Origin of the sequence: Microcoleus sp. D2_18a_D3 (assembly GCF_036702455.1) — a bacterium.
In the GTDB taxonomy this organism is placed as follows: domain Bacteria; phylum Cyanobacteriota; class Cyanobacteriia; order Cyanobacteriales; family Microcoleaceae; genus Microcoleus.
This window is the reverse complement of sequence record NZ_JAUBTK010000032.1, coordinates 39,313-65,007: the sequence shown is the minus strand read 5'-3', so window position 1 is coordinate 65,007 and position 25,695 is coordinate 39,313. Positions and strand designations below refer to the sequence as shown.

Here is a 25,695-nt window from a genome sequence, read left to right as displayed (position 1 = left end):
AAATCAACCTAACCCGGAAAAGTTGGTTTGGTGGACGACTAGATTGCTAAAACTTCTTTATAACTAACTTTCTATCATGATCGACATTGATGGCTATCGGATTCTGACTCTAATTTATGAGAGCGTTAATTCAATTGTCTATCGTGGCATCCGCCAACAGGATAACCAACCGATTATCCTGAAAATGTTACAGCAGGATGATCCCAGTCCCCAGGAACGCACCCGCTATCGGCAGGAATATGAAATTATTAGCACTCTCAATCTCGACGGGGTAATCAAAGCCTATGGGTTAGAGGAGAAGGAACATCGGCTGATTATTATCTTAGAAGATTTTGGCGGCATTTCTTGGCGGCAAGCGATGCAGACAATCGCCGCAAATACCCAGTCGTCGTCCCCCATTTCTCTACTGGAATTTCTCCCCATTGCCATTCAAGTCGCTGATATTTTGGGCAAGGTTCATGGGGCAAATGTGATACATAAAGACATTAATCCAGCCAATATTGTTTTTCACCCAGAAACCAAGCAAACAAAGCTAATTGACTTTGGTATTTCCACTCTCCTATCGCGGCAGAACCCCACCCTCAAACCCCCCAATGTCCTCGAAGGCACGCTGGCCTATTTATCCCCAGAACAAACGGGGCGAATGAATCGCGTATTAGACTACCGCACCGATTTTTATTCCCTCGGGGTGACGTTCTACGAGTTGCTAACCGGGAAACTGCCCTTTGAGACGATCGATCCCTTGGATCTGGTGCACTGCCATATTGCCCGACAACCCCCCTCGCCTCATCAAATCAACCCATCCCTTCCCCCCGTCCTCTCAGATATCGTCATGAAACTGATGGCCAAAGCCGCAGAAGATCGATATCAAAGTGCCTGGGGTCTCAAAGCGGATTTAGAACACTGTCTCCTGCAGATGCAACAACAGGGGGAGATTCCCCACTTTGCCCTCGCCCGCCGGGATATTTCCGACAAATTCCAGATCCCCCAAAAGTTGTACGGGCGCGAATCGGAGACGGCGATGGTGCTGGCTGCCTGCGATCGTGTTGCCGGTCACGGCAATGGCGAGGGTGCCAGTGCATTGATGCTAATTGCGGGCTACTCCGGCATTGGTAAATCGGTGCTGGTGCGGGAGTTATACAAACCAATTACCCGTTCCCGGGGCTATTTCATCACCGGTAAATTCGATCAATTCCAGCGGAATATTCCCTACGCAGCTATTGTAGATGCGTTTCGGGGATTAATGCGGCAACTGTTAACGGAGGGCGAAGCCCAACTGAGTCACTGGCGCGAGACCCTCCTCACCGCCCTTGGCCCCAACGGGCAAGTGATCGTTGATGTGATTCCGGAGATGGAATTAATCATTGGCCCACAGCCTGCCTTACCCGTCCTGGCCCCGACTGAGGCGGGCAATCGCTTTAATCTAGTCTTCCAAAATTTTATTCAAGCATTTAGTTCCGCCGATCGCCCGTTGGTGCTGTTTCTCGACGATCTGCAATGGGTGGATGCCGCCACCCTCAAACTGATCGAACTGATGCTGGTGGATGCCGACACCCACCATCTGCTAGTGATTGGAGCCTATCGGGACAATGAGGTCGATGCCGCCCATCCGCTGACCCTAGCCGTGACTCAGTGGCAGCGGCGGGGTGCCCCGATCGATCGCATCACCCTCAAACCCCTAGCGGATCGGGATGTCACCCAATTAATCGCAGATACCCTGCAAACAGATTTAACTGCTGTTCAACCCCTGAGTCAGTTGGTGATGCACAAAACCAGGGGCAATCCATTTTTTGTCAATGAATTTCTGAGAACCTTACACGCCGAGCATTTACTCAACTTCGATCGAGAGACCCTCTCCTGGCCATGGGACATCCAACCGATTGAGCGGATGGGCATCACCGACAATGTGGTGGATCTGATGATCGCGAAGGTGCAAAAACTCTCCAACAGCGCTCAGGTGGCGTTGCGCCTCGCGGCCTGTGTGGGTGCAGAATTTAGCCTAGACAGTCTCGCGCCCATTTGCCAAACCTCGATCCAGGAAATTTTCCATGACTTAAAGCCCGCTGTGCAAGCTGGATTGATTATACCGATCTCAGACTTGGATGAGCAATTGCTGATTCATGACTATAAGTTTGGCCACGATCGCATTCAACAAGCCGCCTATGCCCTCATCGATCCCTCCCAACGCCAAGCGGTACACCTGCAAATTGGCCGCCAATGGCTGCACCGTTGGAGTACAGAGGGAGGTGCGATCGCGGTAGGGGCAATCCCCCCGTGGTTGCCCCTGTTTGACGTGGTGGATCACCTGAATCTGGGCGTCGAGCAAGTCACCCAGCCTGAAGAAAAGCTTCAGATTGCCCAATTGAATTTGCAAGCCGGACAAAAAGCCAAAACCGCAACGGCCTATCCGGCGGCTCTGAATTATTTGCAAGCCGGGATCGATCAGTTGCCCGCCGATCGCTGGATCGCCCAATACAACCTCACTCTGGCACTGTACATGAATGCGATGGAGGTCGAGTATTTAAGCACTCACTTTGACGCCGCCAAAGCATTAGGCACAGTGATTCTGAATCATGCCCATAGTGTGGGCGATCGGATTGCGGTTTACGAATTGATTGTGCAAATTAACATTGCCCAAGACGAACAGGCAACCGCCATTGAGACGGGACTCCAAGCCCTAGAATTACTGGGCATTCCCCTCGTTGCCGGAGGGCCAGAACATCAGGTGCCAGTGCCTGCGGTAGGGGAACTCGACGACCTGCCAGAGATGAGCGATCCCGCTCAACTCGCCGGGTTACGGCTGTTAATTGCCATCACCCCGCCGGTACACCACGTTAAACCGCAGTTATTTCCCCAGGTTGCCCTCACCATTATCAACCTGTGTGTCCAGGGCGGGCTATCCGCTCTAGCGGCTTATGCCTATGGCATTTATGGGTTGTTTCTCTCTGCCGTGGCCAAGGATATTGAAGCTGCGTACAACTCCGGCAAGGTGGCGCTGCACTTAATTGAGAAGTATCGCGCCCAAGAGCTCAAGTGCAAAGTTTATATGCTGTTTGGCATTTTTGTCTGCTCCTGTAAAGAGCACGCCCGCGACACCCTCACCCCACTCAAGGAGGGCATTAGCAGTGGGTTGGAAGTGGGGGATATTGAATATGTCAGTTATTGCATCATGGCCTATTGCGGGCAAATTCTGTTGTCTGGTGAGCCATTAGAGGTCGTCGAGCAAAACCAAACTCAGTATGTAGATTTACTCCTCAAACTCAAGCAAGAACACTGTGTCGCCTATACCCAAATATGGCGGCAATTGACCCTGAATTTGCAAGGTCGATCGCCCCATCCCCAGCACCTAATCGGCGATGCCTTCGATGAAACCACTGCTATCCCTTACTTTCATGAAACCCACAACCACCAATCCCTGTTTGCCGCCTATGTGGCAAAATTAATCCTCTCCCATACCTTCAAGCAGTATGACCAAGCCGTTGAGGATGCGGCCCATGCTAGTCAGCATATCGATGCTGCTTTTGGGCAATTACTCGTGGCCGTCCATAACTTTTACCAATCGCTCTCCCTGTTAGCGGTCTATCCCAATTTAGACGCGGCCCGACAGGAAGTCGCTTTACGTCAGGTCGAGGTCAATCAGGCGGTGCTGCAAGAGTGGGCAATCCACGCCCCGATGAATTTTCAGCACAAGTACCAGTTGGTGGCAGCCGAAACCGCCCGGATTTTAGACAACCCTTGGCAAGCTACGGAATATTACGAACAAGCCATTCAAGGGGCGATCGCCCACGGCTATCGCCAAGAAGCCGCCCTTGCCCATGAACTGGCTGCTGAGTTTTACCTGTCGCGGGGTCTGGAACGTATGGCTCAGACCCATTTGCAAGCCGCCTATGATGGCTATGTGCGCTGGCAAGCCTGGGCGAAAGTAGAGGCCCTCTGCCAGCAGCAACATTCTGAGACGATCGCCCAATGCCAAGCCCCCAGTTCAGCGATTTCCTCCGATCCGCGCGTGTCCTCTCCGGCCTCCAACGCGGTACACACGACCACTCGCCCCGGTACATCGCTGGATATCGCCGCTGTAACCAAAGCCTCCCAGGCGATTTCTGGGGAAATTGTGCTGGAGAAATTACTCAAAACCTTAATGACTCTTTTGCTCCAGAATACCGGTGCCGAGGTGGGATACTTGATTCTGGCGGATCAGGATCAGTTGCTGATTGAAGCCCAAGGCGCGATCGACTCTGAACAAGTGGCCGCGATCGAGTCGATTCCCATTGCCGCGAGTTCCTCTATTCCCCAATCGATTATTCAATACGTGGCGCGGACGGCTGATATTGTGGTTTTAAACAATGCCAGCGTTGCTGGAAACTTTGCCAACGATCCCTATATCCGCCAACACCAAACCAAATCAGTGTTGTGTGTGCCTCTGCTCAACCAGGGGAAGTTAATCAGCATTGTTTATCTCGAAAATAACCTCAGCCCTGGTGTTTTCACGCCCGATCGCCTCGAAGTAATCAAAGTGCTGTCAGCGCAGGCCGCGATTTCGATCGAGAATGCTCGTCTGTATCAAACTCTAGAAGATAAGGTAAGACAACGCACGACTCAATTAGCCCTGGCTAACCAAGAAATCACAACGCTGAATAACCGGCTCAAAGCCGATAATGTTCGCATGAGTGCTGAGTTAGAAGTCACCAAACAACTCCAGCAAATGATCTTGCCAAAACCCGCAGAACTAAAAGCGATCGCCGGATTAGATATCGTCGGCTACATGGAACCCGCCGATGAAGTTGGGGGGGATTACTATGATGTGCTCTATGCCGATGGCGTGGTCACATTAGGCATCGGGGATGTGACGGGTCACGGGTTAGAGAGTGGCATCTTGATGCTGATGACCCAAACCGCCGTGCGGACGCTGCAAGAAATGGGAGAAACCGATCCCGTTCGCTTTCTCGATACCCTGAATCGCACTCTCTATAAGAACGTGCTGCGGATGAACATTGACCGCAACCTCACCCTGGCGATTCTCAACTACACCGATGGCAAAGTCAGCATCAGCGGACAACATGAAGAAACCCTGATCGTCCGCGCCGGTGGGCTGGTGGAACGGATCGACACGATCGATTTAGGACTGCCAATTGCTCTGGATGACAATATCACCGATTTCATCGATAGTGTCTCGATCGATCTGTACCCGGGCGATGGCATTGTCCTCTATACCGATGGCATTACAGAAGCCAAGAACATGGACAATGCCCAGTATGGATTGGAGCGATTCTGCGCGATCGTGAGTCAAAATTGGCACAAATCCGCAGAGGAAATCAAACAAGCAGTGATTGCAGATGTCCGTGAATTTATCGGTGAACAGAAGCAGTTTGATGATATCAGCTTGCTGATTCTCAAGCAGATACATTTAACCCAATAAATTCATGAATTCACCCAAACATACTGTGTATGGCATCATCTGGTAAGCTGCAAGTTCTCCCGGTTTGGATGTATACCTCAAAGCTTTAAACAAAATATTGAAAGCAACGATAATGACTCAAAGTTACCATCCCTCTCACTGTCTTTGTTGCCAGTTTTATCTTAACCTTTTTTACGATTAGCTGCTTCTCAAAGTTGTGAAATATCTCATTACCACCTTTCGTCATCAGATTACAGCTATAGCTGGCACACCCCACCTATAGCTGGAAGCTGGGAGTTTTTGCTAAAAAATATATGTAGTCCTTTCTCTGCAAGCGTTATCGCAAGGTGTATAAAAATTAAATTTTGTCCTTAATTATGTAGGTAATTATCGATCGTCGTCAATCTGTATTAAAATCTTTTTCTATTGAATTTTAAGTAGAAATTAGATAATGGACTCTGTTTGGTTCTTTGGGGGATAAGGATATAAGTAAGACTTATGTCAAAGGAAACATCAGGTTTCCAGTTGTTCAAGCACCATGTTTTGTGTCTTAAGCTACATTTTTACCATGAATTCAGAAGTAATATCTGTTTATCGTTTGCTCAAACCCAATTATTTCTATCTACCAGATCCTTGGCAGGAGAAATCTGAGTCTGGTAAATGCCCATTCCACCATCAGTCGTAAATAAGGTTCCATTCTAATTGAGGCAATTTGTATGATAAATTTTGACCGGAATAATTGGTTTAAGCTAGCTCTAGATTTAAAAAGTTCCGTCATTCGGGATATCAAAAACCAAGTGCTTTTGAGTATGGTAATGGCTTTGATCATTACCATCCTTTACACAAATGGATATCCAGGTCTGAGCCAACCAATTTTAACTGGATTAATACCGGGAATTGTTTTAGGATTACTATTAGTTTTTCGGACTAATACAGCCTACGAAAGATTTTGGGAAGGCTGGCAAATTGCCGGTATGACTATATTTACTGGTCGTAATCTTTCAAGACAAATGTGGATGACAATTCCCGACCCAACTTTAGCAGATTCTCAGGAAAAAGCCGCTTATTTGCGCTTAGTACCAGCTTTTTTTATGGCAATGAAACAGCATTTAAGACACGCTGGAGTTGACGAAGACTTAAAGTCTGTTGTTTCTCCTGAACAATGTTTAGAGTTGCAATATGTCACTAATATGCCATTGAAAGTGACGCAATGGATTGGGAGCTATCTAACTAAACAGTATACCCAAAAGCACATCGATAGTATTCAATTTGCCTCCCTCAATCGCTTGCTGGATCAATTAGTAGAATGTCTGTCTCGCTGCGAACGCATTTTAGCTGCGCCGATGCCCAAAGCTTATTCGATTCACCTACGGCATCTGTTACTTTTATATTGTTTGGCACTGCCTTTTCAGATGGTAAAAGATTTGCAATGGTGGACAATTCCCGTTGTTGGGGTAGTGTCTTTTGGGTTGTTTGGCGTTGAGGCGATCGGTTTAGAAATTGAAAATCCCTTTGGATACGATGCTAACGATATTCCCATGGATCGGCTTTGCAAAAAGTTGCACAACGATACTGAAGAATTAATTGCTGGTGGAACAAAGCTAGACAGCATTGAAACATCAACAGGGAAAACGCATATTCAATGAGCATATCGGTTGTGTAGGAGTTTGGCTCCACATAAAAAAGACAGGGATTTTTTGATAAGTAAGACTTATATCAAAGAAAACTTTTAGATCCCCGACTTCTTTAAGAAGTCGGGGTTCTGGGTATTCTGTAATGTAAAATCTAAAATCGATTGAGTTCCAGAGGTTCTGAAGGTGATTTATTGTCTGAAAAATTTCTCTTTCTGCTAGCCATGCGACGTTCCGGGTCAATTCCCTCGAAGGTTGGCGGCAACCAAACTCGGACTACCAACAACACTGCCAAAACCAGCAAAAATGCGCCTGTTGATAATATTTGAACCGAGGGAGTTTCCAGCACTCCCCGCACTATCACTTCTCGCAAAACTGATACAATACAAACTTCCACAGCTACGCCGATCGAAACTCTTTTTTCTTGCAAGTAAATAATTAGCAACCGAAATAATTCCACTAAAACTAATAGAAACAAAATATCTGCCGTGACTTCCTGGAAATTCAAAGGAGGTAGCAGCGAAAAGAACATTTCTCGCAGTTCTAGCACCATGAAACAAAACAAGCCAATACATAGGGAAATTACAATTAAGTCTTGGACTGTTTCCAGAGCGGTGACGATTAATTGCAGATTCAACCATTGAGGGGGGTGACTGGACGAGTTGTTTAAACGCTTTTCCATTGACAGCTCCTGCAACTTGTTTGACTTTTTTACAGCTTAATTGAACTTAGGTTAATCTTTGACAATTTACAGGTTTAATCTATTTATCAGTCTCATAAAATTTCGATTGGTTGACAATTTCACACACACTTTTATTTGCCACCCAGGTGGCTTGACATTTAGTGATACTTTATGCTATGTGAAGCCTGCAATAAGTAGCTTTGATATCTCAAAAATACAAGTCTGAATGCTGGAATGCCCCAACTGCTATAAAATATGAAAATTGTAAAGAATTATTTACCACAGCTTGATAAACTCAAGCTAGCGACTCTCGGCTTTAATCATACAACAGCCGGAAAGTTAGCCCAAAAACCAAAAGTAATCCAGAGAGGATTGAACACAATGGCATTTGAACTTGCACCATTACCCTTCGCCGCTGACGCCCTAGAGTCAGGTCATATGTCGGCCAACACTTTTTCATTCCACCACGACAAGCACCACGCTGCTTACGTGACCAATCTGAATAAACTGATTGAAGGAACTGAAATGGCGAGCAAATCCCTTGAAGAAATTGTCAAGGAATCTGCTAAAGACCCATCCAAAGCCGGCATTTTCAACAATGCAGGTCAAGTTTGGAACCACAATTTTTTCTGGAATTCCCTCGCACCGGGCGGCGGTGGCACTCCGACAGGAGCTTTAGCTGAGAAAATCAACGCCGACTTCGGCAGCTTCGACAAATTCAAAGAAGAATTTAAGACTGCTGCGACAACTCAGTTCGGTAGCGGCTGGGCTTGGCTGGTTTTGGACAACGGCACTTTGAAAGTCACCAAAACTGCTAACGCTGACACTCCGGTAGCACACGGCCAAACTCCGTTGCTGACTTTGGATGTGTGGGAACACGCTTATTATTTGGATTTCCAAAACCGCCGTCCCGACTACATTACTAATTTCTTGGATAATTTGGCTAACTGGGAGTTTGCAGCAGCAAATTTGGCTGCGGCTTAGTAGCTTCTGAGTTTGAGGACTAAAGTCCTCACTACAAACTTTATAGGTTTGTAGTGAGAACTTTAGTCGTGATAAATGAGAATTATATCGATTCCGGTTGCACCGTTCGTCATTGTTGACTGTTGACTGTTGACTGTTGACTGTTGACTGTTGACTGTTGACTGTTGACTGTTGACGGTGAATCAAAAAACTGGAAATGGCGCGCTTATTTGTTGGCAGCTTGGTTCGACTTTTTCAGGACGATGAAACGCGGATTTGATATCATTGCGGCGCAGCCGGAATTGATATTATAGCGGTTCTCAAGCGTGGTGAGGTATGGGGGCGAATCCTATGCCCTATGCCCTATGCCCTATGCCCTATGCCCTATGCCCTATGAGCACCTCATGTTACTGAGAAAGGCTATATTTAACCAAACTTGCTATTAGCAGACAAAAACAGCTTTCAACATTCCTTCGCCTCGGTCTGGTTGGAGTTCAAATCCTAGTTTTTTACAGAGGCTCTGCATCTGGTAGTTGCTATTGAGAATGTAGCCAACGATCGCCTCTAATTTCTCTTCCTGACCAATTTGCAGCATCCGCCTCAATAATTCTGTTCCCAAACCGCGCTTCTGATAGCTATCGCTAACGATCAGCGCAAATTCGGCTTGGTTTGTGCCGTGGAGTTTGCTCAGACGGGCTACTCCCAAAACCCGGTGTTCTGAGGTTTCCGGGTCTTGACGATCGGCTACTAACACCATTTCGCGATCGTAGTCAATAAAACAAATCCGGGTCAAACGTTCGTGAGCGATGCGGTGCTTTAACTTTACCATGTGAGCGTAGCGCAAATACACGCTCTCTTCCGAAAGTTCTTGGTGGAAGAGCACCATCAGCGGCTCATCTTCTGGGCGAATCGGACGGATCGTGAGGGGACGATCGCCGTTTGTTGACCATTTTTGAACGTATTGCGTAGGATAGGGGCGAATCGCGGGTGAAATGCGGTTTTCTGTTGTCTGGAGAACAACGCGGGCATCAAGAGCGATCGCACCTTCAGGAGAAACCAACAGCGGATTAATATCAATCTCGGAAATTTGAGGTTGCTCTACAATTAGTTGACTGAAACGAACTAATAACTGTTCGAGTTGTACCAGGTCAATTGCCGATCGACCGCGCACTCCTTGCAAAGCTTTATAGATGCGCGTTTGCTCCATCATCCGCCGCGCTAGGGTCGTATTTAAAGGCGGAAGTGCCAGCGATCGATCTTGAAAGACTTCCACTAATTGTCCCCCGGAACCAAACAGCATCACCGGCCCAAATTGTGGGTCAATACTGCTACCCAAAATTAGTTCATAGCCTTCCAAATGCACCATCGGCTGCACGGTTACGCCAAGCAACGCTGCAGGATCGATCGCCCGTACCCGCTGGGAGATCCCCTCAAAGGCACTAATTACAGCGTTAGCATCGCCTAAATTTAGTTTTACACCCCCCACATCGGTTTTGTGAGTAATCGTCTCAGAATGGAGTTTTAGCACCACTGGATAACCGAGGATCTCGGCAATTTCCACAGCTTCGGCCGCACTTGCTGCAATTTCTGTCGCTACGGTGGGAATGCCGTAAGCTGCTAGCAACTGTTTTGATTCGTACTCGGTTAATAGAGTGCGATTGTTTTGGCCCGCGGCAGTCAAAATCTTCGCAGCAGTCGCACACCCGGAAGTCTCGATTTCGCAATCAGCGGGGAGAGATGGCGTTTCGTAGATAGCGCGCAGGTTGTATGTGTACCGCCACATATAGTTGAATAACCTGACGGCGGTATCGGGATAAGGGAAAGTCGGAATATTTGCCTGATTGAGAATTTGCGTTCCCGCTGACACTTCCACACCGCCCATCCAGCTTGCTAATAAGGGCTTTCCGAGTTGGCTGTAAGACTTGAGTTTTTCTGCGGTTTGGGTGGGATTTGTCATCGCTTGTGGCGTCAGGATGACCAGCAATCCGTCACTATTGGGATCGGGAGCGACCACTTCTAGAGTTTTGGCGTAAAGATCGCTACTAGCATCGCCCAAAATATCGATCGGGTTGTGATGACTCCACTGAGGCGGCAAAAACTCATCAAGCTGCTGCACCGTCTCCGGTGACAGATTTGCCAGCGCACCGCCGTCGCTAATTAAGGCATCAGTGGCGATCGCCCCTGGGCCTCCTGCATTGGTGACGATCGATAGGCGGTTGCCCTGCGGTCGCGGTTGCTTGGCCAGAATTTCTGCCATGTCGAACAAATCGGAAATCGTATGTACCCGCAACGCGCCACAGCGGCGGAAAGCAGCGTTAAGCACGTCATCGCTGCCGGTCAAAGCTCCCGTATGGGATGCGGCGGCTTGGGCGGCGGCGGCGGTACGTCCTACCTTGAGAATGATGATCGGTTTGTCGATCGCCACTGGGCGGGCGGCGGACAGAAACGAACGAGCATCACCCATAGATTCCATGTACAAAACGATACTGTGAGTATGGGGATCGTCCCCGAAATACTCGATCAGATCGCCCCAACCGACATCGAGCATAGAGCCGATCGACACAAAGGCGCTAAAACCGACATTTTCCCCCAAACTCCAGTCGAGAATCGAAGTACAGAGGGCGCCGCTTTGACTGATGAAGGCGACATTACCCGGACGGGCGATCGTACCTGCAAAAGTAGCATTGAGGCCAACCACAGGATTCATCACACCGAGGCAATTTGGGCCGATAATCCGCATTCCGCCCAGACGCGCTTGGGCGAGAACTTGCTGTTCTAAAGCCTCCCCAGCCGCACCAATCTCTTTAAAGCCGGCAGAAACAATAATTGCCCCTTTCACCCCAGCAGCGATACATTCGCGGATCACTTGCGGCACCCCAGCAGCAGGCGTAGCAATCACCGCCAGATCCACTCTTTCCGGGACGCTAGCAATGTCAGGATAAGACTTGAGTCCCAAGACGCTGTGGCGCTGGGGATTCACTGGAAAAACTGTTCCGCCAAACGGATTCCGAATCAAGTTCCACAGGAGAGTTCGTCCGACGCTTCCTTCTCTCTCTGTTGCGCCGATTACAGCCACGGAGCGAGGCCGAAAAATCCGATCGAGCGGATGACGCTGTTCTTTCCAAATATCGTGAGCCCGATCGCTCGCAGTGCTTTGATTCATTGAATTTATCTGCATAATACCTACTTCAATTAATCAGCAATTAATATTGCTCTGCTTTCGATAACAATCACCGAATCAAATCCGAACTCTTTTTCGGCTTTTTCTTCATCTTTCTCTCGTGTTCGCGGTTCGTGACCCAAAAATCTCATTCCCGTTGCCGATCGACCCGCCCTTAAACAACATTTCCGTTGTCCAAGTGTTAGTTGGGGAGCCAAGTTGCTCAGAGCTTCCTCAACAATAATTCAAGAGGATGCTCTGGATACTATCTATCTTAATTCTTCCCACGGAATTAGCAAGTCAACTTTTGTAACAAATAGCGAACTGAGGATTTAAAATAGTGAAATTAAATATATACTAGATGTAGTGGTCGAAGAAGAAAAGATCGATCGCTAACAAAAAATTGAGGGGAAAGCAAGCTATGTTTGCAGAATGGCACGGCTTTACTGAAGGCAACTGGACAAACGAAGTCAACGTCAGAGACTTCATCCAAAAGAATTACACCCCCTACGAAGGGAATGCAGAATTTCTCACAGCACCAACCGAAAAAACCCAGCAGCTTTGGCAAAAAGTTCTGGAATTAATGAAGCAAGAGCGCGAAAAAAGTGTATTGGATGTTGATACAAAAGTTCCCACATCTATCACGGCTCATGCAGCAGGATACATCGATCGCGACTTAGAACAAATAGTAGGTTTGCAAACAGATCGACCTTTGAAACGCGCGATTATGCCCTTGGGGGGAATTCGCGTGGTCAAGTCCGGTTTAGAAGCTTACGGCTATCAGCTCGATCGGCAAACAGAAGAAATATTTACGAAATATCGCAAAACTCATAACGATGGTGTATTCGATGTTTACACGCGCTCGATGCGTCTGGCGAGACGTTCTGGTATCATCACAGGTTTGCCAGATGCCTATGGACGCGGGCGGATCATCGGTGACTATCGGCGCGTTGCTTTGTACGGTGTCGATCGCCTAATTGATGATAAAAAAACCCAGCAAGAATCACTCGAACTAGAGGCGATGGACGAGGCAACAATTCGTTTGCGCGAAGAGTTATCCGAGCAAATTCGGGCATTGTTTGAGTTAAAAGAAATGGCTGCTAGCTACGGCTTTGATATTAGCCGTCCGGCGGCAAACGCACGAGAAGCTGTCCAGTGGGTGTATTTTGGCTACTTGGGAGCAGTGAAAGAACAAAACGGGGCAGCGATGTCTCTCGGCCGCGTATCGACGTTCTTAGACATTTATTTCGAGCGCGATTTGCAAAGTGGCGCGAGTTCCGAACAGGAATTGCAAGAACTGATCGACCATTTTGTAATGAAACTCCGCATGGTGCGGTTTTTGCGAACTCCCGACTATAACGCTCTGTTTTCTGGCGATCCAACTTGGGTAACAGAGGCGATCGGCGGTATAAGCACTGACGGTAGAACATTGGTAACTCGTAACAGTTTCCGATTCTTGCACACCCTGTCAAACCTCGGTACTGCACCAGAACCAAACCTCACTGTTTTGTGGTCGGAAAACTTGCCGGAAAACTTCAAAGAATTCTGTGCCAAGGTATCCAGCGAGACGAGTTCGATTCAGTACGAAAACGACGACTTGATGCGTCCTCAATACGGCGATGATTACGCGATCGCCTGTTGTGTTTCCGCCATGCGAATTGGCAAGCAAATGCAGTTTTTCGGCGCGCGAGTTAACTTGGCTAAGACTTTGCTCTATGCGATTAACGGCGGTAAAGATGAGAAGTCCGGCGAGCAAATCGCGCCGCAGTTCCCACCGATTACTACCGAATATCTCGATTATGAAGAGGTAAGAGCCAGGTTCCATGACATGATGGCGTGGTTGGCAAAAACGTATATCAATACGCTGAATGTCATTCACTATATGCACGACAAATACTGCTACGAACGCCTGGAAATGGCATTGCACGATCGCGATGTTTACCGGACAATGGCCTGCGGAATTGCCGGATTGTCTGTGGTGGCGGACTCCCTATCGGCGATTAAACACGCTAAAGTTAAGGTGAGTCGCAACGAGCAAGGTTTGGCAGTGGATTACTCGATCGAAGGAGAATATCCCAAATACGGCAATAATGACGATCGCGTAGACAGTCTGGCGATCGAACTTGTGCAAAGCTTCATGAACGAAATTCGCCAGCACAAAACCTACCGTGGGGCTGTAGCGACTCAATCGGTACTAACGATTACCTCTAACGTAGTGTACGGCAAAAAAACTGGTAGCACTCCCGACGGACGTAAAGCAGGCGAACCCTTTGCTCCCGGTGCTAACCCGATGCACGGCCGAGATTCCTGTGGGGCGATCGCATCCTTATCTTCTGTAGCAAAACTGCCTTACAGTGATTGTCAAGATGGCATATCGAATACTTTTTCGATTGTACCGCAGGCCTTGGGCAGAATGGAGAGCGATCGGACTAATAACCTAGTTGGTCTGTTAGACGGTTACTTCCACGATGGCGGCCATCACATCAATGTTAACGCCCTCGATCGGCAAACATTACTAGATGCGATGGAACATCCAGAAAACTATCCCCAGCTAACAATTCGCGTCTCCGGTTATGCGGTTAATTTCATCAAACTTACCCGCGAACAGCAATTAGATGTGATTAAACGGACTTTCCACGAGCGCGTCTAAATCCCAGCAGAAAAAACTCGGCGGTTTCAACCGCTCAATAGTCAAACTTTCATCCGAACAGAGGGGGACTGAAGAAGCTGTTAAACAATTAAGCTCAATCCCCCCTAGCCTTAAGAAAGGGAGAACCGGAAAGTCTGAAAATCCCCCTTCGTAGGGGCGGTGCCCCCGTGCCCGCCCTTGGCCAGGGGGAGCGAGTCTCGGCTATAAACAAAAGATCCGAAAAGTTTTCCGGCTATTGTTAACCCCGCCCTCCCGCTCCTCCCTACTCTCAAAAGCCCAACCAACCAACAGCAAATTAAATGTCTGGAATTGGTCGCATTCATTCAATCGAAACATTTGGTACTGTAGACGGCCCCGGAATCCGGTTTATCGTCTTCACCCAAGGCTGTCCGTTACGCTGTCTTTACTGTCACAATCCCGACTGTCGCAATTCCCACGATGGTAAAGAAGTAACAGTCGATTATTTAATCGATCAAATTACAAAATGTAAATCCTACCTGCGGAAAGGAGGCGTTACAGTCAGCGGTGGCGAACCATTGATGCAGCCGGATTTTGTCAGAGAAATCTTTACCCGCTGTCATCAAATGGGCTTGCATACAGCCCTGGACACATCAGGCTTCTGTGTTTTAGAAGTTGCTAAACCGGTGCTAGAAATGGCCGATCTGGTTTTATTGGACATTAAATCCTACATTCCCGAACTGTATTACAAAGTCACCAACGTTTCGATCGAGCCTACTTTAGCAATGGCCAAATATCTCAGCGAAATTGGCAAACCGACGTGGATTCGATTTGTTCTCGTTCCTCACCTCACCGATCACATCGAAAACGTAGAAAAATTAGCGGAGTTTATTGCCAATCTGAACAATGTGGAAAAAGTAGAAGTATTACCATTTCATAAAATGGGAGAATACAAATGGGAACAATTAAAATTTGATTACGAACTCAAGGATACACCTCCCGCTTCACCGGAACTCGTGCAACAAACTGTTGATATTTTTCGGAGTCGCGGCGTCAATGCGATCGGAGCTAGCGGTATATAATAATTAAAAGACCGCGTTCACAAGTCACCCACAATCTTGAAATGATCTGCGTTGATCAGCAGGTTCCCTACCAATCAAAGATTGAGGCAATAATTTTCCCGAAATAAACATCAGTAAAAACAACATGAAAGTTACCAATTTAGAAGAATTAGAAGTCCTAATTCAAAAAGTGAAAGCAGCCCAAGCTGAATTTGCCACCTACACTCAAGAACAAGTCGATCGCATATTCAAGCAAGCAGCTTTAGCCGCTAATGCCGCCCGCATTCCCTTAGCCAAGGCAGCAGTCAAAGAATCGGGAATGGGAGTCATCGAAGATAAGGCAATCAAAAATCATTTTGCCTCGGAAATGATTTACAACAAATACAAAAACGACAAGACTTGCGGTATCATCGAGTCCGATCGGCATTTTGGCTACGAACGCATTGCCGAACCCGTGGGAGTGCTGGCGGGAATCGTTCCTGTAACTAACCCGACTTCCACCACCATCTTTAAGTCTTTAATCGTGCTCAAGACGAGAAATGGCATTATATTTTCGCCCCATCCCCGCGCAAAATCCTGCACGGCTGCGGCGGCAAAAATCATCCTCGATGCTGCTGTAGCTGCAGGAGCACCACCGGATATTATTGGGTGGATTGATGAGCCAACTGTGCCGCTTTCCCAAGCTTTGATGCAGCACCCCGATATCAAACTAATTTTGGCAACTGGCGGGCCGGGAATGGTAAAAGCTGCCTACTCTTCAGGGCATCCCTCCCTCGGTGTCGGCGCGGGAAATACTCCCGCCATCATCGATGAAACCGCCCACATCCAAATGGCTGTCAGCTCAATTTTGCTGAGCAAAACTTTCGACAACGGCACGATTTGTGCTTCGGAACAATCGGTGGTTGTTGTGGATGAGGTGTACGATGCAGTACAACTGGAATTCATCAAGCGCGGTGCTTATTTCCTGAATGCGGAAGAACGGGAAAAAGTGCGGCAGGTAATCTTAATTGATGGTCGATTGAATGCCGAAATAGTCGGACAATCGGTGCAAAAGGTGGCGCAGATTGCTGGTTTTACAGTGCCGTCAAACATCAGGGTTTTGATTGGAGAAGTTGAGGGGGTAGGTAAAGAAGAACCCTTTGCTTGTGAAAAACTTTCGCCGATTCTCGCCATGTATCGCGCCAAGGACTTTACTGAAGCAGTAGACAAAGCTGAAGCGCTGATAATTTTTGGCGGACACGGACATACTTCTGTACTCTACACGGCTCCGCACAATCAGAAGCACATTCGTTATTTTGAAAGCAAACTAGAGACTTCGCGGGTGCTGATTAATACGCCTTCTTCTCAAGGTGCGATCGGCGATTTGTACAATTTCCGCCTCGATCCCTCCCTTACCCTCGGTTGTGGTAGCTGGGGCGATAATTCGATTTCTGTCAACGTGACACCCCATCACCTGCTGAATATCAAAACCGTAGCAGAACGGCGCGAGAATATGCTCTGGTTCCGCATTCCTCCCAAGATTTATTTTAAGTCGGGTTGTCTTCCTGTAGCTTTGAGGGATCTTGCAGGTAAGAAGCGTGCTTTGATCGTCACGGATAAACCTTTGTTTGAATTGGGATTGACTAAGGAAGTCACAGATAGTTTGGAAGAAATCGGCATCGATCACTACACATTTTACGATGTGGAACCCGATCCTTCGCTGGCTACTGTTCGCAAAGGTTTAGAAATCTGCAATAGTTTCCGTCCAGATGCGATTATTGCCTTTGGTGGTGGCTCGCCGATGGATGCTGCTAAAGTAATGTGGCTGATGTATGAGCATCCAGAAATTGAGTTTGAAGGATTGGCGATGCGGTTTATGGATATCCGCAAGCGGGTATACGAACTGCCGCCTTTGGGTTCAAAGGCAGTTATGGTGGCAATTCCAACTACTTCGGGAACGGGTTCGGAAGTCACGCCTTTTGCCGTTGTTACGGATGAACGATCGGGGATTAAGTATCCGCTTGCAGATTATGCTCTGACTCCGAGTATGGCGATCGTCGATCCAGAACTTACGCTGAATATGCCTCGAAAACTGACTGCTTACGGTGGCATTGATGCGCTAACCCACGCTTTAGAAGCTTATGTTTCTGTGTTGGCTTCTGAGTATACAAATGGTTTGGCTTTAGAATCGATTCGTTTGCTGTTTAAATACCTGCCCAGCGCTTACAAAAATGGTGCTAACGATCCGAAAGCGCGGGAGAAAGTACATTATGCTGCTACGATGGCCGGGATGGCATTTGCCAACTCTTTTCTGGGGGTTTGTCACTCAGTAGCTCACCAATTAGGTGCAACTTGCCACGTCCCTCACGGTTTAGCGAATGCGCTGATGATTTCCCATGTAATTCGCTACAATGCAACGGATGTTCCGTTCAAACAAGCGATTTTTTCTCAAAACAAGTATCCTAACAGCAAGTGGCGTTATGCTCGAATTGCGGACTATCTGAATTTGGGCGGCGATACAGAAGATGAGAAAGTTGAGAAGTTGATCGAAGCGGTGGAAGCTCTCAAGCGTGAGGTAGAGCTTCCTAGCACGATTCAGGAGGCGATCGCCAGTCAGGGAATGAGTGATGATTTCTTTTTTGCTCGCGTTGAGGAAATGGCCGATCGCGCTTTTGACGATCAGTGTACCGGAGCGAACCCCCGCTATCCGCTGATTGAAGATTTAAAGCAACTTCTGGTGCAAGCGTACTCTCACAGCGGCGACACTTCTGAGGTCGATCGAGTGTTAACTGTAGTTTAATCGGCGCGGTGCAAGAGATTTCTCCTCAAAAGCCTGTCAATGGGGGGTAGGATGCCTAACCCCTACTCCCCACAATTTCTGGAGAAATCTAACGCAGGGCCCGGTGGTGAAAATAAACCCCGAAGCGGATCAAAATACCAAGTAGGGGTTGAAAAATTTTGAAATAGTGTTACAATTTTAGAGGTAACTATTTTACAAATCTTGTAGTTTCAGTGGCTGTTCGCGCGATGACCTCTTCACCAACCATAGCACCCGTTCGATCGAGTCAAGTTACCCGCAAACCTTATCCCAACTATCGGGTAATAGTCCTCAACGACGATTTCAACACATTTCAGCACGTTGTGGAATGTTTGACCAAATACATTCCAGGGATGACGAGCGATCAAGCTTGGAAACTCGCCAACCAAATCCACCACGAAGGCCAGGCCACCGTCTGGGTTGGCCCACAAGAGCAAGCAGAACTTTATCATATGCAATTGAGCCGTGCTGGGCTGACAATGGCTCCGCTAGAGTCTACTTAAACAGTGTCTAGAGGGCCGAAAGTTCGATCGTTTTTCGGTAATTCATCTGAAATTGAACGGAGATTGGGATTTAAGAGGCGATGGTAATTTTGCCAATCATCCCCGCCTCTGTATGTCCGGCTACCGTACAGCGCAGGTTGTAGCTTCCTGATTTCATCGGCACAAACACCCATTCTGCCATAGCGCCCGGTTTAAGTTCTAATTCGTGAATGGCTCCTTTAATTTCCACTTTCCCAGCTTCAACTTTTTGAGTCCAACTCGCATCAGCAAAGTTTTTAGCAGTAAAATAATGTTTCTGCGAACTGGGATTTTTTAGAACTAATTTATAGCGCTTGCCTGATTCAAATTCTAGCAAATTGGGAAAGAATTTGAGTTCCCCAGCTTCGTTACCCAAACTAACAGTAATTTCGGTAACAGGTTGGCGAGACAAATCACCGGCAGCACTAGCAATTGCCGCCGGCATCAAGATTGTACTCAAACATAAAATTAGTCCCAAAATAACCTTGAGAGCTTGTTGTAACCGCTGGCGGCCGTAGAATTTGCCTAATTGCAAACCGAGTAAATTGATCATGGCTGTTATGACTACTGTTAACTATTAACTGACTACTGACTAATGACTACTGACTAATGACTAATGACTACTGACTAATGACTAATGACTACTGACTAATGACTTAATTCGATCGCCAAACTTCATCCCAAGGCCCGCCCCCAACTTCCAAACCCGATAAAGAACTTTGAGCCTCTAAGATAATTCTCGAACGCTGCTTGCCATTTTTTTCCACATTTCCCCCCAACAACTCTCGCAGTTGCAAGCGCAATTCGCCGTGCGTCGTATCCCGGCAGCAAAAAGCCAGACCTTTTTCTGTAGGAGCTCGCAGATAAGTACCAGGACTGTTTGTAGTGGCAATTAACTCAACTTCAAACTGACTGTTTCTCGCCTGCATTTTCCAGCTTCCCCAAGGTTCAATAGTCCAACTAACTTGCGAATTCCAAGGCACAAATTCGTAAAATTTGCCTCGGTAATGCAGACAAATCATTGCTACAGATTCCATCCACCACAGCACGCCCCGCTTGCCGCCGCCAGCAGTTAAAGCTAAATCGCTTTCGCCTTGAAAACAATTGCAATTAACCCAAAACCACTTTTGCGGAAAAGCACCGCCCCAGTTTTTTTCGCTATAAGCAGGAGCATCTTTAAATTCGTAGCGTTCGTCATTCCAATCGATCCAGCCCGTGGCTAAACCGTGAGCCATTAAAATTTGCCATCCCGGTTCAAATATGGGTAGAAAAGATACCATTCCCGCCGTGGACTTCTGGATTTCCTCAGAGTTTCCCCAGCCATAAATAGGTTTAATTTCGTACTGCCAAAAACAGTGGCTGCCGCTTCCTGGATCGTGCAAATAACCTTGATTCAAAGTAGCAGTAGCTTGATAGCCTTCTTCGACGCGGCTGTCGAATACTTGCGGCTCTAAATATTGGGGTTTAATTTGTAAATCTGTTCTGCCCCAATGTCCGAAAGCCAAGCCTTCTCGGTGCGCCCAAAACTTATTTACATCGGGCAAGGTGCGGCACAAATAGCTATCTTTCGGGCCGAGAATTTGAGCTGCACCGCCACTGTAAGGTTGACCGCCTCTGGGGTCTTCGATGGAATACATGAATGCAAAGGATTGTCCGTGAATCGGTAATGTTATTCGGTAGTACCAGCCTTCAAAAAAGCGGCGGGAACTGCCGTCCCAGTGGTAGCCACTGTGGGGAGTTTCAATAGTTTTGAGTTTTGAAAGTGAATTTGACATAAAATTACCAATAGCAGAAAGAAGGGTCAGTAGTCAGTAGTCAGTAGTCAGTAGTCATTAGTCAGTAGTCATTAGTTAACGGTTAACAGTCAACAGTCAACAGTCAACGGTTAACAATGCCCAATGCCCAATGCCCAATGCCCAATGCCCAATTCCTAATGACTAATCCCATTACCAATATGATAGGTTATTAATTATGTCTTTAGCACTTTGGCGATCGCCCTTAGCTCGCGCGCTCCACCGCAACCGCAGTCTTGCTTTTGCCCGCTACTTGCAACTAGCAACGGTTCGGGCTACCGGGCGACCTGCCAACCGCACTGTGGTGTTTCGAGGCTTTTTAGCAGATACTAATCAGTTAAAGTTTATTACAGATATTCGCAGTCAAAAGGCAGAGGAGATTAATCTCTATCCTTGGGGGGAAATTTGCTGGTATTTCCCGAAAACTCGCGAACAATTTCGGATTGCTGGAAAGCTAGTTTTGGTAGGGGCAGATTATCCAGAAGCAGAGTTGTGTTCATCGCGCCGCACAACTTGGCAGGAGCTTTCTGAGCCGGCTAGATCGCAGTTTGCTTGGCCTCATCCGGGGGATGACAAAGCCGAGGCTAGTGCTTTTGATTCTGCTTCCCCAGATGCGATCGAGCCGCTGCCTAATTTTTGCTTGCTGTTGTTAGAACCGGAAACGGTGGATTTGTTGGAGTTGCGGGGGGAACCGCAAAATCGATCGCTTTATCGCCGCGACGGGGAGGGAAATTGGTCTGTGCGATCGGTTAATCCTTGAAAAAGAAGTCATTAGTCAGTAGTCATTAGTCAGTAGTCATTAGTTATTAGTCATCACTTAACAGTTAACATTCACCAATGCCAAATGCCCAATGCCGAATGCCCAATGCCCAATGCCCTATTCAAATTTTAGATGCCGCTGCCGTCGAAAAATTCTTGAATTGCTTTATCTTTTAACTTGCAGCTAGGGGTTGTAACTACCTGTGTTTTTTCGGCTAAGGCTACATTGCTGGCTTGGTTTAAAGCTTCTGATACTGAGTGGAAATTGTGGGAATTGGGAACAGAAGTTAAGGAGACAGATGCTTGAGGAAGCAAACTTTTTACTTGCTGTTCGAGGGACTCGATGCGATCGAGCAAAGAGCGAATTACCACAGCTTCCGAATCCGGCAAACTGCCGTGTTCTAGGGGATTGACGCGCACTCCCGATCGATAGACGATGCGGCCGGGAATCCCTACCACTGTACAGTCAGATGGTACGTCCCGGAGTACGACGGAACCTGCGCCGATACGAACGTTGTTGCCAATTTGCAGATTGCCGAGTACCTTGGCGCCGGCACCGAAAACTACGTTTTCGCCGACGGTAGGGTGACGTTTGCCACTTTCCTTGCCAGTACCGCCCAGGGTGACACCTTGGTAAATTAGGGCAAAATCGCCGATAATCGCTGTTTCGCCGATCACAACCCCCATACCGTGGTCGATGAATACGCTTTTGCCGATGGTTGCCCCTGGGTGGATTTCAATTCCGGTCAAAAAACGAGCCAGGTGGGAAATCAAGCGGGGGATGAAGGGAAGCCCCAACACATAAAGCCAGTGTGCGAAACGGTGCAGCACTAGGGCCTGAAGACCGGGGTAGCAAAACAAAACTTCCAGCCAGTTGCGAGCGGCAGGGTCGCGATCGAAAATTATACTGAAGTCAGCTCTAAGAGTCTTTAGCACTTTCGGAGTTACCTATTTTGGTTAAACACGCCACTTTCGATTTTACATTTTACTGGATGGCGGAAGTGAGCGGTCGATCGGGAGATTGGGTAGTGGGAGATTAATAGATTGGCAGATGGGGGGAAATTGGGGCATGGGGCATGGGGCATGGGGCATGGGGCGTGGGGCGTGGGGCATGGGGCATGGGGCATGGGGCATGGGGCATTAGGCATTGGGAAGAAGGCCCGCGCAGGGCAGTGGAACTGACAACAAATAACCAATAACCAATAACCAATAACTACTGCCAACTGCCAACTGCCAACTGCCAACTGCCAACTGACTACTGACTACTGACTATTCCTGTACTGAGATTGTATAGTTAGACTTGACTCCGGATTCGAGAGTACCTACCCAAATTTTGTAAGAGCCTGCTTGCCAGTCTGAATCAAGTATGCCAGCATCTTTATTCTGACCTATATCATCTCCGCAGCGCACCGCATTACCGGGGCCTTGTACGAGTAAGGTCGTGTCTTTGCCTCCGCTGTTGACTTGGAGTGTGAGTTTGGAAAAGTTTTGCTGCAAGACTATGATGTGGTCGGGAGTTGGGGTGGCAAAACCCAAACATTTGTTTTTGTGGCGATCGGCGTTGGCTATGACAGATAGAGAGTACGATCCGCCTGTGGAACCTCTCAAAACTGCTGTTGGGGCTGCAAAACCTCGCGATAAAGTTAAAGTGCCGAAATTGGCTGTTTCTGCTAAAACTGGTAGGGCTGCGATCGCCGCGATCGCACCCAAGAGCGCACCGTTTTTGAAACTGGCTCCCTGATTAAACAACATGGCAATACTCCTCGGTCAGAACTTAAAATCACAACTCAGAATTTACCCATCGCAGCCCCCTAGAATACAAACTGTGGAGGAAGAATAATTTTTAAGTTAGTTCAAAACCTCCTGGCTTCTCTTCCTTATGTCTATCAGGACAATCCCTGTACGATCGCGCTCGCTTGTGCCACTCGGATTTCTGCCACAGGCGATCGACTCATATCCGAAATTGTACGGTGTCAGGATGATAAATTTGATACTTCTAGTCTTGCTGTTGGCGCTCGGTTCCCTATTGACACAGGCCTTGGTATTGTTACCTATAGGTCTATCTCGCTGGCTGCACCTCCCTAATTGGCTGAGCCTGGCCTTGATTTTTCTGGCTATTTCTTGGTGCTTGGGGGATTAGTCAGCAGTCATGAGTTATTAGTGATTAGTCAAAAGTTAATGATCAATTATTCGGCTTCCCCCAATGGTCAAGGCCCGATTGGGCCCGGTTTGATGATGTATACTTCACAATTGACAATCAGAAACCTAAAATCTAGGATTTGACATCTACCTATAGAATGATGCAACGACAAGTTTATTCAATCTCAGCATTTCACTCTTCTGACAAAACCCTGGGGGAAACTCCTAAAAAACAGGATCGTCCGATACACCGGGCGCTCGTGTTCATGCTGGTGGCAACAGGTTTGCTGGGCCTGCATGCTAGTCGGCTGGTGGAATTGCAACTGATACAAGGGAAGCAACACCGGGAACGAGCCGAAAACAATCGGGTTCGCCTAGTGCCCATGCCTGCGAATCGCGGACACATTATCGATCGCAAAGGCAAGTTGCTAGCGGCAAACAATTTAGCTCGATCGGTATATTTGTGGCCGAAAGAACAAACGCCGGAACAGTGGAAAGCGACAGCAGAAAAGTTGAGTCCGCTGGTTAAAATCCCGGTCGAAGAAATTTTAAAAAAAATAAAAGAGGTCGATCCTCAATCCTATAGACCGGTGCGGCTCAAGCAAGCAATGCCGCCAGAGGTGTTTGTGCCACTAGCAGAAGAGGTGGGACAAATGCGGGGAGTGGAAGTGCGGCCAGAAGCGAACCGCTACTATCCCGAAGGCAGTTTGGCGGCTCACGTTATCGGATATATCGGCGAAGCTACCGCAGCAGACTTGGAAGCTCATCCCGAATATCCGATGGGGATGATTGTGGGTCAAATGGGCATAGAAGCGAGCTCTAACCAGAAGATTGCCGGAGTTTGGGGCGATCGGCTGATCGAGGTAAATGCCCAAAATCAAGAATTGCGGCTGATGGGAGAGACACCGCCCAAACCCGGTGAGGCGGTGCAGCTAACCATAGACTTGTCCATGCAAAAAGCAGCAGAAAAAGCCCTGGGGAACCGCCGGGGAGCAGTAGTGGCGTTGGATGTCAAAACCGGGGCCGTATTAGTTATGGCCAGCCACCCGACTTTTGACCCCAATTTGTTTACGCGAAAAATCACTAAGGATGAGTGGGAAACTCTTCAAGACCCGGAAAATCCATTTTTGAATCGGGCCACGCAAGGCTATCCCCCCGGCAGTACCTTTAAAATTGTGACTTCCGTCGCGGGCCTGGAGTCGGGCAAATTTTCGCCGGACTCAATTCTGGGTACTTCGTCTTACATTACTGTGGGGGGAATTGATTTTAACGAACACAGCGGCGGTTTCGGCGACATCGGCTTTCGGGATGCTTTGGCTTTCAGCAGCAATACGTTTTTTTATCAAGTAGGGATTAGTACAGGGCCGGAGCAAATTTCTAAGTGGGGACACCGCTTGGGAATTGGCAAGGAGACGGATTTGAATCTTTTGGGGCTAGGCGGCGGCGATCACGGTCAAGCCCCGACGCCGGCCGAGAAGGAGAAAATATATAAAGAACCTTGGTATGCGGGTGATACGGTAACGATGTCGATCGGGCAGGGGTTGGTGTTGATGACTCCTTTGGAGGGGGCGGTGATGGTGGGTTCGATCGCTAATGGGGGCTATCGCGTGAAGCCTCATCTTTTGACTTCCATGACCGGCACAGCGGAGACTCAACGGGTACATACGGGGATGAAACCTTCAACAATTCAGGTGGTTAAGGAAGGACTGATCGCTGTGGTTGCCGAGGGTACTGGACAGGGGCTCAATGACGGTACGATTCCGCTGACGGCGGGCAAAACAGGGACTTCGGAGGTTATTGGACAAGAGGATCACTCTTTGTATGTGGCCTTCGGGCCTGCTGACAAGCCGGAAATTGCGATCGCCGTGGTTGTGGAAAATGGCGGTTATGGTTCTGTTGCCGCGGCCCCGATCGCCAAAGAGGTATTTCAAGCTTATTTTGGGCCACAGAAAAAGGTGAAGCAGCCAGTAGTTATTAGTCCTTAGTTATTGGGAATTGGGAATTGGGAATTGGGAATTGGGAATTGGGAATTGGGAATTGGGCCTTGGGCCTTGGGAATTGGGAATTGGGCATTGGGCATTGGGCATTGGGCATAGTTTCTTGTTTTTCCTTCTTCCTTCTTCCTTCTTCCTTCTTCCTTCTTCCTTCTTCCTAACATCCGTTACATCCGTTACAGAATCCGTTGC

At 48.0% G+C, this 25,695-nt stretch carries 16 protein-coding genes; 9 read left to right on the top strand and 7 right to left on the bottom strand.

All coding sequences use genetic code 11. The features are described 5' to 3' along the window. The first annotated feature begins 76 nt into the window (after window positions 1-76). Window positions 77-5,416, top strand: a complete 5,340-nt coding sequence (locus tag QUB06_RS16555) for an AAA family ATPase (RefSeq protein ID WP_333436190.1) — start codon at window positions 77-79, stop codon at window positions 5,414-5,416. 695 nt (window positions 5,417-6,111) lie between these two features. Continuing rightward, window positions 6,112-7,041, top strand: a complete 930-nt coding sequence (locus QUB06_RS16550) for a bestrophin family ion channel (RefSeq protein WP_333436189.1) — start codon at window positions 6,112-6,114, stop codon at window positions 7,039-7,041. 139 nt (window positions 7,042-7,180) lie between these two features. On the opposite strand, the gene QUB06_RS16545 is transcribed toward QUB06_RS16550, so the two are convergent. After that, a complete protein-coding gene (locus tag QUB06_RS16545) occupies window positions 7,181-7,708 on the bottom strand; it encodes a phosphate-starvation-inducible PsiE family protein (RefSeq protein WP_333436188.1) in 528 nt (175 codons plus the stop codon). 381 nt (window positions 7,709-8,089) lie between these two features. Here QUB06_RS16545 and QUB06_RS16540 point away from each other — a divergent pair, with 381 nt between their 5' ends. Then, entirely contained in the window at window positions 8,090-8,692 is a 603-nt protein-coding gene (locus tag QUB06_RS16540; protein ID WP_333286234.1) for a superoxide dismutase, read from the top strand. Window positions 8,693-9,113: 421 nt separating this feature from the next. Here QUB06_RS16540 and QUB06_RS16535 read toward each other — a convergent pair whose 3' ends face one another. Then, window positions 9,114-11,834: a bifunctional acetate--CoA ligase family protein/GNAT family N-acetyltransferase gene (locus QUB06_RS16535; protein ID WP_333436187.1), complete on the bottom strand. Its 2,721-nt coding sequence runs from the start codon at window positions 11,832-11,834 to the stop codon at window positions 9,114-9,116. 418 nt (window positions 11,835-12,252) lie between these two features. Between QUB06_RS16535 and pflB the strand changes: the two genes are divergently transcribed. The 4 genes from pflB to clpS all read left to right on the top strand — a co-directional run bounded on the left by pflB (window position 12,253) and on the right by clpS (window position 18,800). Beyond that, window positions 12,253-14,481 (top strand): formate C-acetyltransferase, encoded by a 2,229-nt coding sequence (pflB, locus tag QUB06_RS16530; protein ID WP_333436186.1) that lies wholly within the window; start codon window positions 12,253-12,255, stop codon window positions 14,479-14,481. 299 nt (window positions 14,482-14,780) lie between these two features. Then, a complete protein-coding gene (gene pflA, locus QUB06_RS16525) occupies window positions 14,781-15,521 on the top strand; it encodes a pyruvate formate-lyase-activating protein (protein ID WP_333436185.1) in 741 nt (246 codons plus the stop codon). Between the two features lie 124 nt (window positions 15,522-15,645). Next, window positions 15,646-18,279, top strand: coding sequence for a bifunctional acetaldehyde-CoA/alcohol dehydrogenase (gene adhE / locus QUB06_RS16520; protein WP_333436184.1), 2,634 nt, complete (start codon window positions 15,646-15,648; stop codon window positions 18,277-18,279). A 227-nt stretch (window positions 18,280-18,506) separates the two neighbouring features. Then, entirely contained in the window at window positions 18,507-18,800 is a 294-nt protein-coding gene (clpS, locus tag QUB06_RS16515) for an ATP-dependent Clp protease adapter ClpS (protein ID WP_006633998.1), read from the top strand. 70 nt (window positions 18,801-18,870) lie between these two features. On the opposite strand, the gene QUB06_RS16510 is transcribed toward clpS, so the two are convergent. Both QUB06_RS16510 and QUB06_RS16505 read right to left on the bottom strand, forming a co-directional pair. After that, the gene (locus QUB06_RS16510) at window positions 18,871-19,371 is read right to left on the bottom strand and encodes a plastocyanin/azurin family copper-binding protein (RefSeq protein ID WP_333436183.1); all 501 of its coding nucleotides are present in this window, start codon (window positions 19,369-19,371) and stop codon (window positions 18,871-18,873) included. Between the two features lie 103 nt (window positions 19,372-19,474). Continuing rightward, entirely contained in the window at window positions 19,475-20,593 is a 1,119-nt protein-coding gene (locus QUB06_RS16505) for a tocopherol cyclase family protein (protein ID WP_333436182.1), read from the bottom strand. Window positions 20,594-20,789: 196 nt separating this feature from the next. Between QUB06_RS16505 and QUB06_RS16500 the strand changes: the two genes are divergently transcribed. Beyond that, entirely contained in the window at window positions 20,790-21,371 is a 582-nt protein-coding gene (locus QUB06_RS16500; RefSeq protein ID WP_333436181.1) for an Npun_F5749 family FMN-dependent PPOX-type flavoprotein, read from the top strand. Between the two features lie 128 nt (window positions 21,372-21,499). On the opposite strand, the gene cysE is transcribed toward QUB06_RS16500, so the two are convergent. Further along, window positions 21,500-22,306 (bottom strand): serine O-acetyltransferase, encoded by an 807-nt coding sequence (cysE, locus tag QUB06_RS16495; RefSeq protein WP_333436180.1) that lies wholly within the window; start codon window positions 22,304-22,306, stop codon window positions 21,500-21,502. Window positions 22,307-22,639: 333 nt separating this feature from the next. After that, window positions 22,640-23,122: a hypothetical protein gene (locus tag QUB06_RS16490; RefSeq protein ID WP_333436179.1), complete on the bottom strand. Its 483-nt coding sequence runs from the start codon at window positions 23,120-23,122 to the stop codon at window positions 22,640-22,642. Window positions 23,123-23,667: 545 nt separating this feature from the next. Here QUB06_RS16490 and mrdA point away from each other — a divergent pair. Next, complete coding sequence (gene mrdA, locus QUB06_RS16485) at window positions 23,668-25,494, top strand: penicillin-binding protein 2 (protein ID WP_333436178.1); 1,827 nt, start codon at window positions 23,668-23,670, stop codon at window positions 25,492-25,494. Here the strand turns inward: mrdA and QUB06_RS16480 are convergent. Further along, a complete protein-coding gene (locus QUB06_RS16480) occupies window positions 25,491-25,667 on the bottom strand; it encodes a hypothetical protein (protein ID WP_333436177.1) in 177 nt (58 codons plus the stop codon). The genes mrdA and QUB06_RS16480 overlap by 4 nt on opposite strands. Window positions 25,668-25,695: the final 28 nt, after the last annotated feature.

What these genes read in the sequence shown, in the direction of transcription:
- QUB06_RS16555 (WP_333436190.1), top strand. Translation starts at nt 77, where the DNA reads ATGATCGACATTGATGGCTATCGGATTCTGACTCTAATTTATGAGAGC.
- QUB06_RS16550 (WP_333436189.1), top strand. Translation starts at nt 6,112, where the DNA reads ATGATAAATTTTGACCGGAATAATTGGTTTAAGCTAGCTCTAGATTTA.
- QUB06_RS16545 (WP_333436188.1), bottom strand. Translation starts at nt 7,708, where the DNA reads ATGGAAAAGCGTTTAAACAACTCGTCCAGTCACCCCCCTCAATGGTTG.
- QUB06_RS16540 (WP_333286234.1), top strand. Translation starts at nt 8,090, where the DNA reads ATGGCATTTGAACTTGCACCATTACCCTTCGCCGCTGACGCCCTAGAG.
- QUB06_RS16535 (WP_333436187.1), bottom strand. Translation starts at nt 11,834, where the DNA reads ATGAATCAAAGCACTGCGAGCGATCGGGCTCACGATATTTGGAAAGAA.
- pflB (WP_333436186.1), top strand. Translation starts at nt 12,253, where the DNA reads ATGTTTGCAGAATGGCACGGCTTTACTGAAGGCAACTGGACAAACGAA.
- pflA (WP_333436185.1), top strand. Translation starts at nt 14,781, where the DNA reads ATGTCTGGAATTGGTCGCATTCATTCAATCGAAACATTTGGTACTGTA.
- adhE (WP_333436184.1), top strand. Translation starts at nt 15,646, where the DNA reads ATGAAAGTTACCAATTTAGAAGAATTAGAAGTCCTAATTCAAAAAGTG.
- clpS (WP_006633998.1), top strand. Translation starts at nt 18,507, where the DNA reads ATGACCTCTTCACCAACCATAGCACCCGTTCGATCGAGTCAAGTTACC.
- QUB06_RS16510 (WP_333436183.1), bottom strand. Translation starts at nt 19,371, where the DNA reads ATGATCAATTTACTCGGTTTGCAATTAGGCAAATTCTACGGCCGCCAG.
- QUB06_RS16505 (WP_333436182.1), bottom strand. Translation starts at nt 20,593, where the DNA reads ATGTCAAATTCACTTTCAAAACTCAAAACTATTGAAACTCCCCACAGT.
- QUB06_RS16500 (WP_333436181.1), top strand. Translation starts at nt 20,790, where the DNA reads ATGTCTTTAGCACTTTGGCGATCGCCCTTAGCTCGCGCGCTCCACCGC.
- QUB06_RS16490 (WP_333436179.1), bottom strand. Translation starts at nt 23,122, where the DNA reads ATGTTGTTTAATCAGGGAGCCAGTTTCAAAAACGGTGCGCTCTTGGGT.
- mrdA (WP_333436178.1), top strand. Translation starts at nt 23,668, where the DNA reads ATGATGCAACGACAAGTTTATTCAATCTCAGCATTTCACTCTTCTGAC.
- QUB06_RS16480 (WP_333436177.1), bottom strand. Translation starts at nt 25,667, where the DNA reads ATGTTAGGAAGAAGGAAGAAGGAAGAAGGAAGAAGGAAGAAGGAAGAA.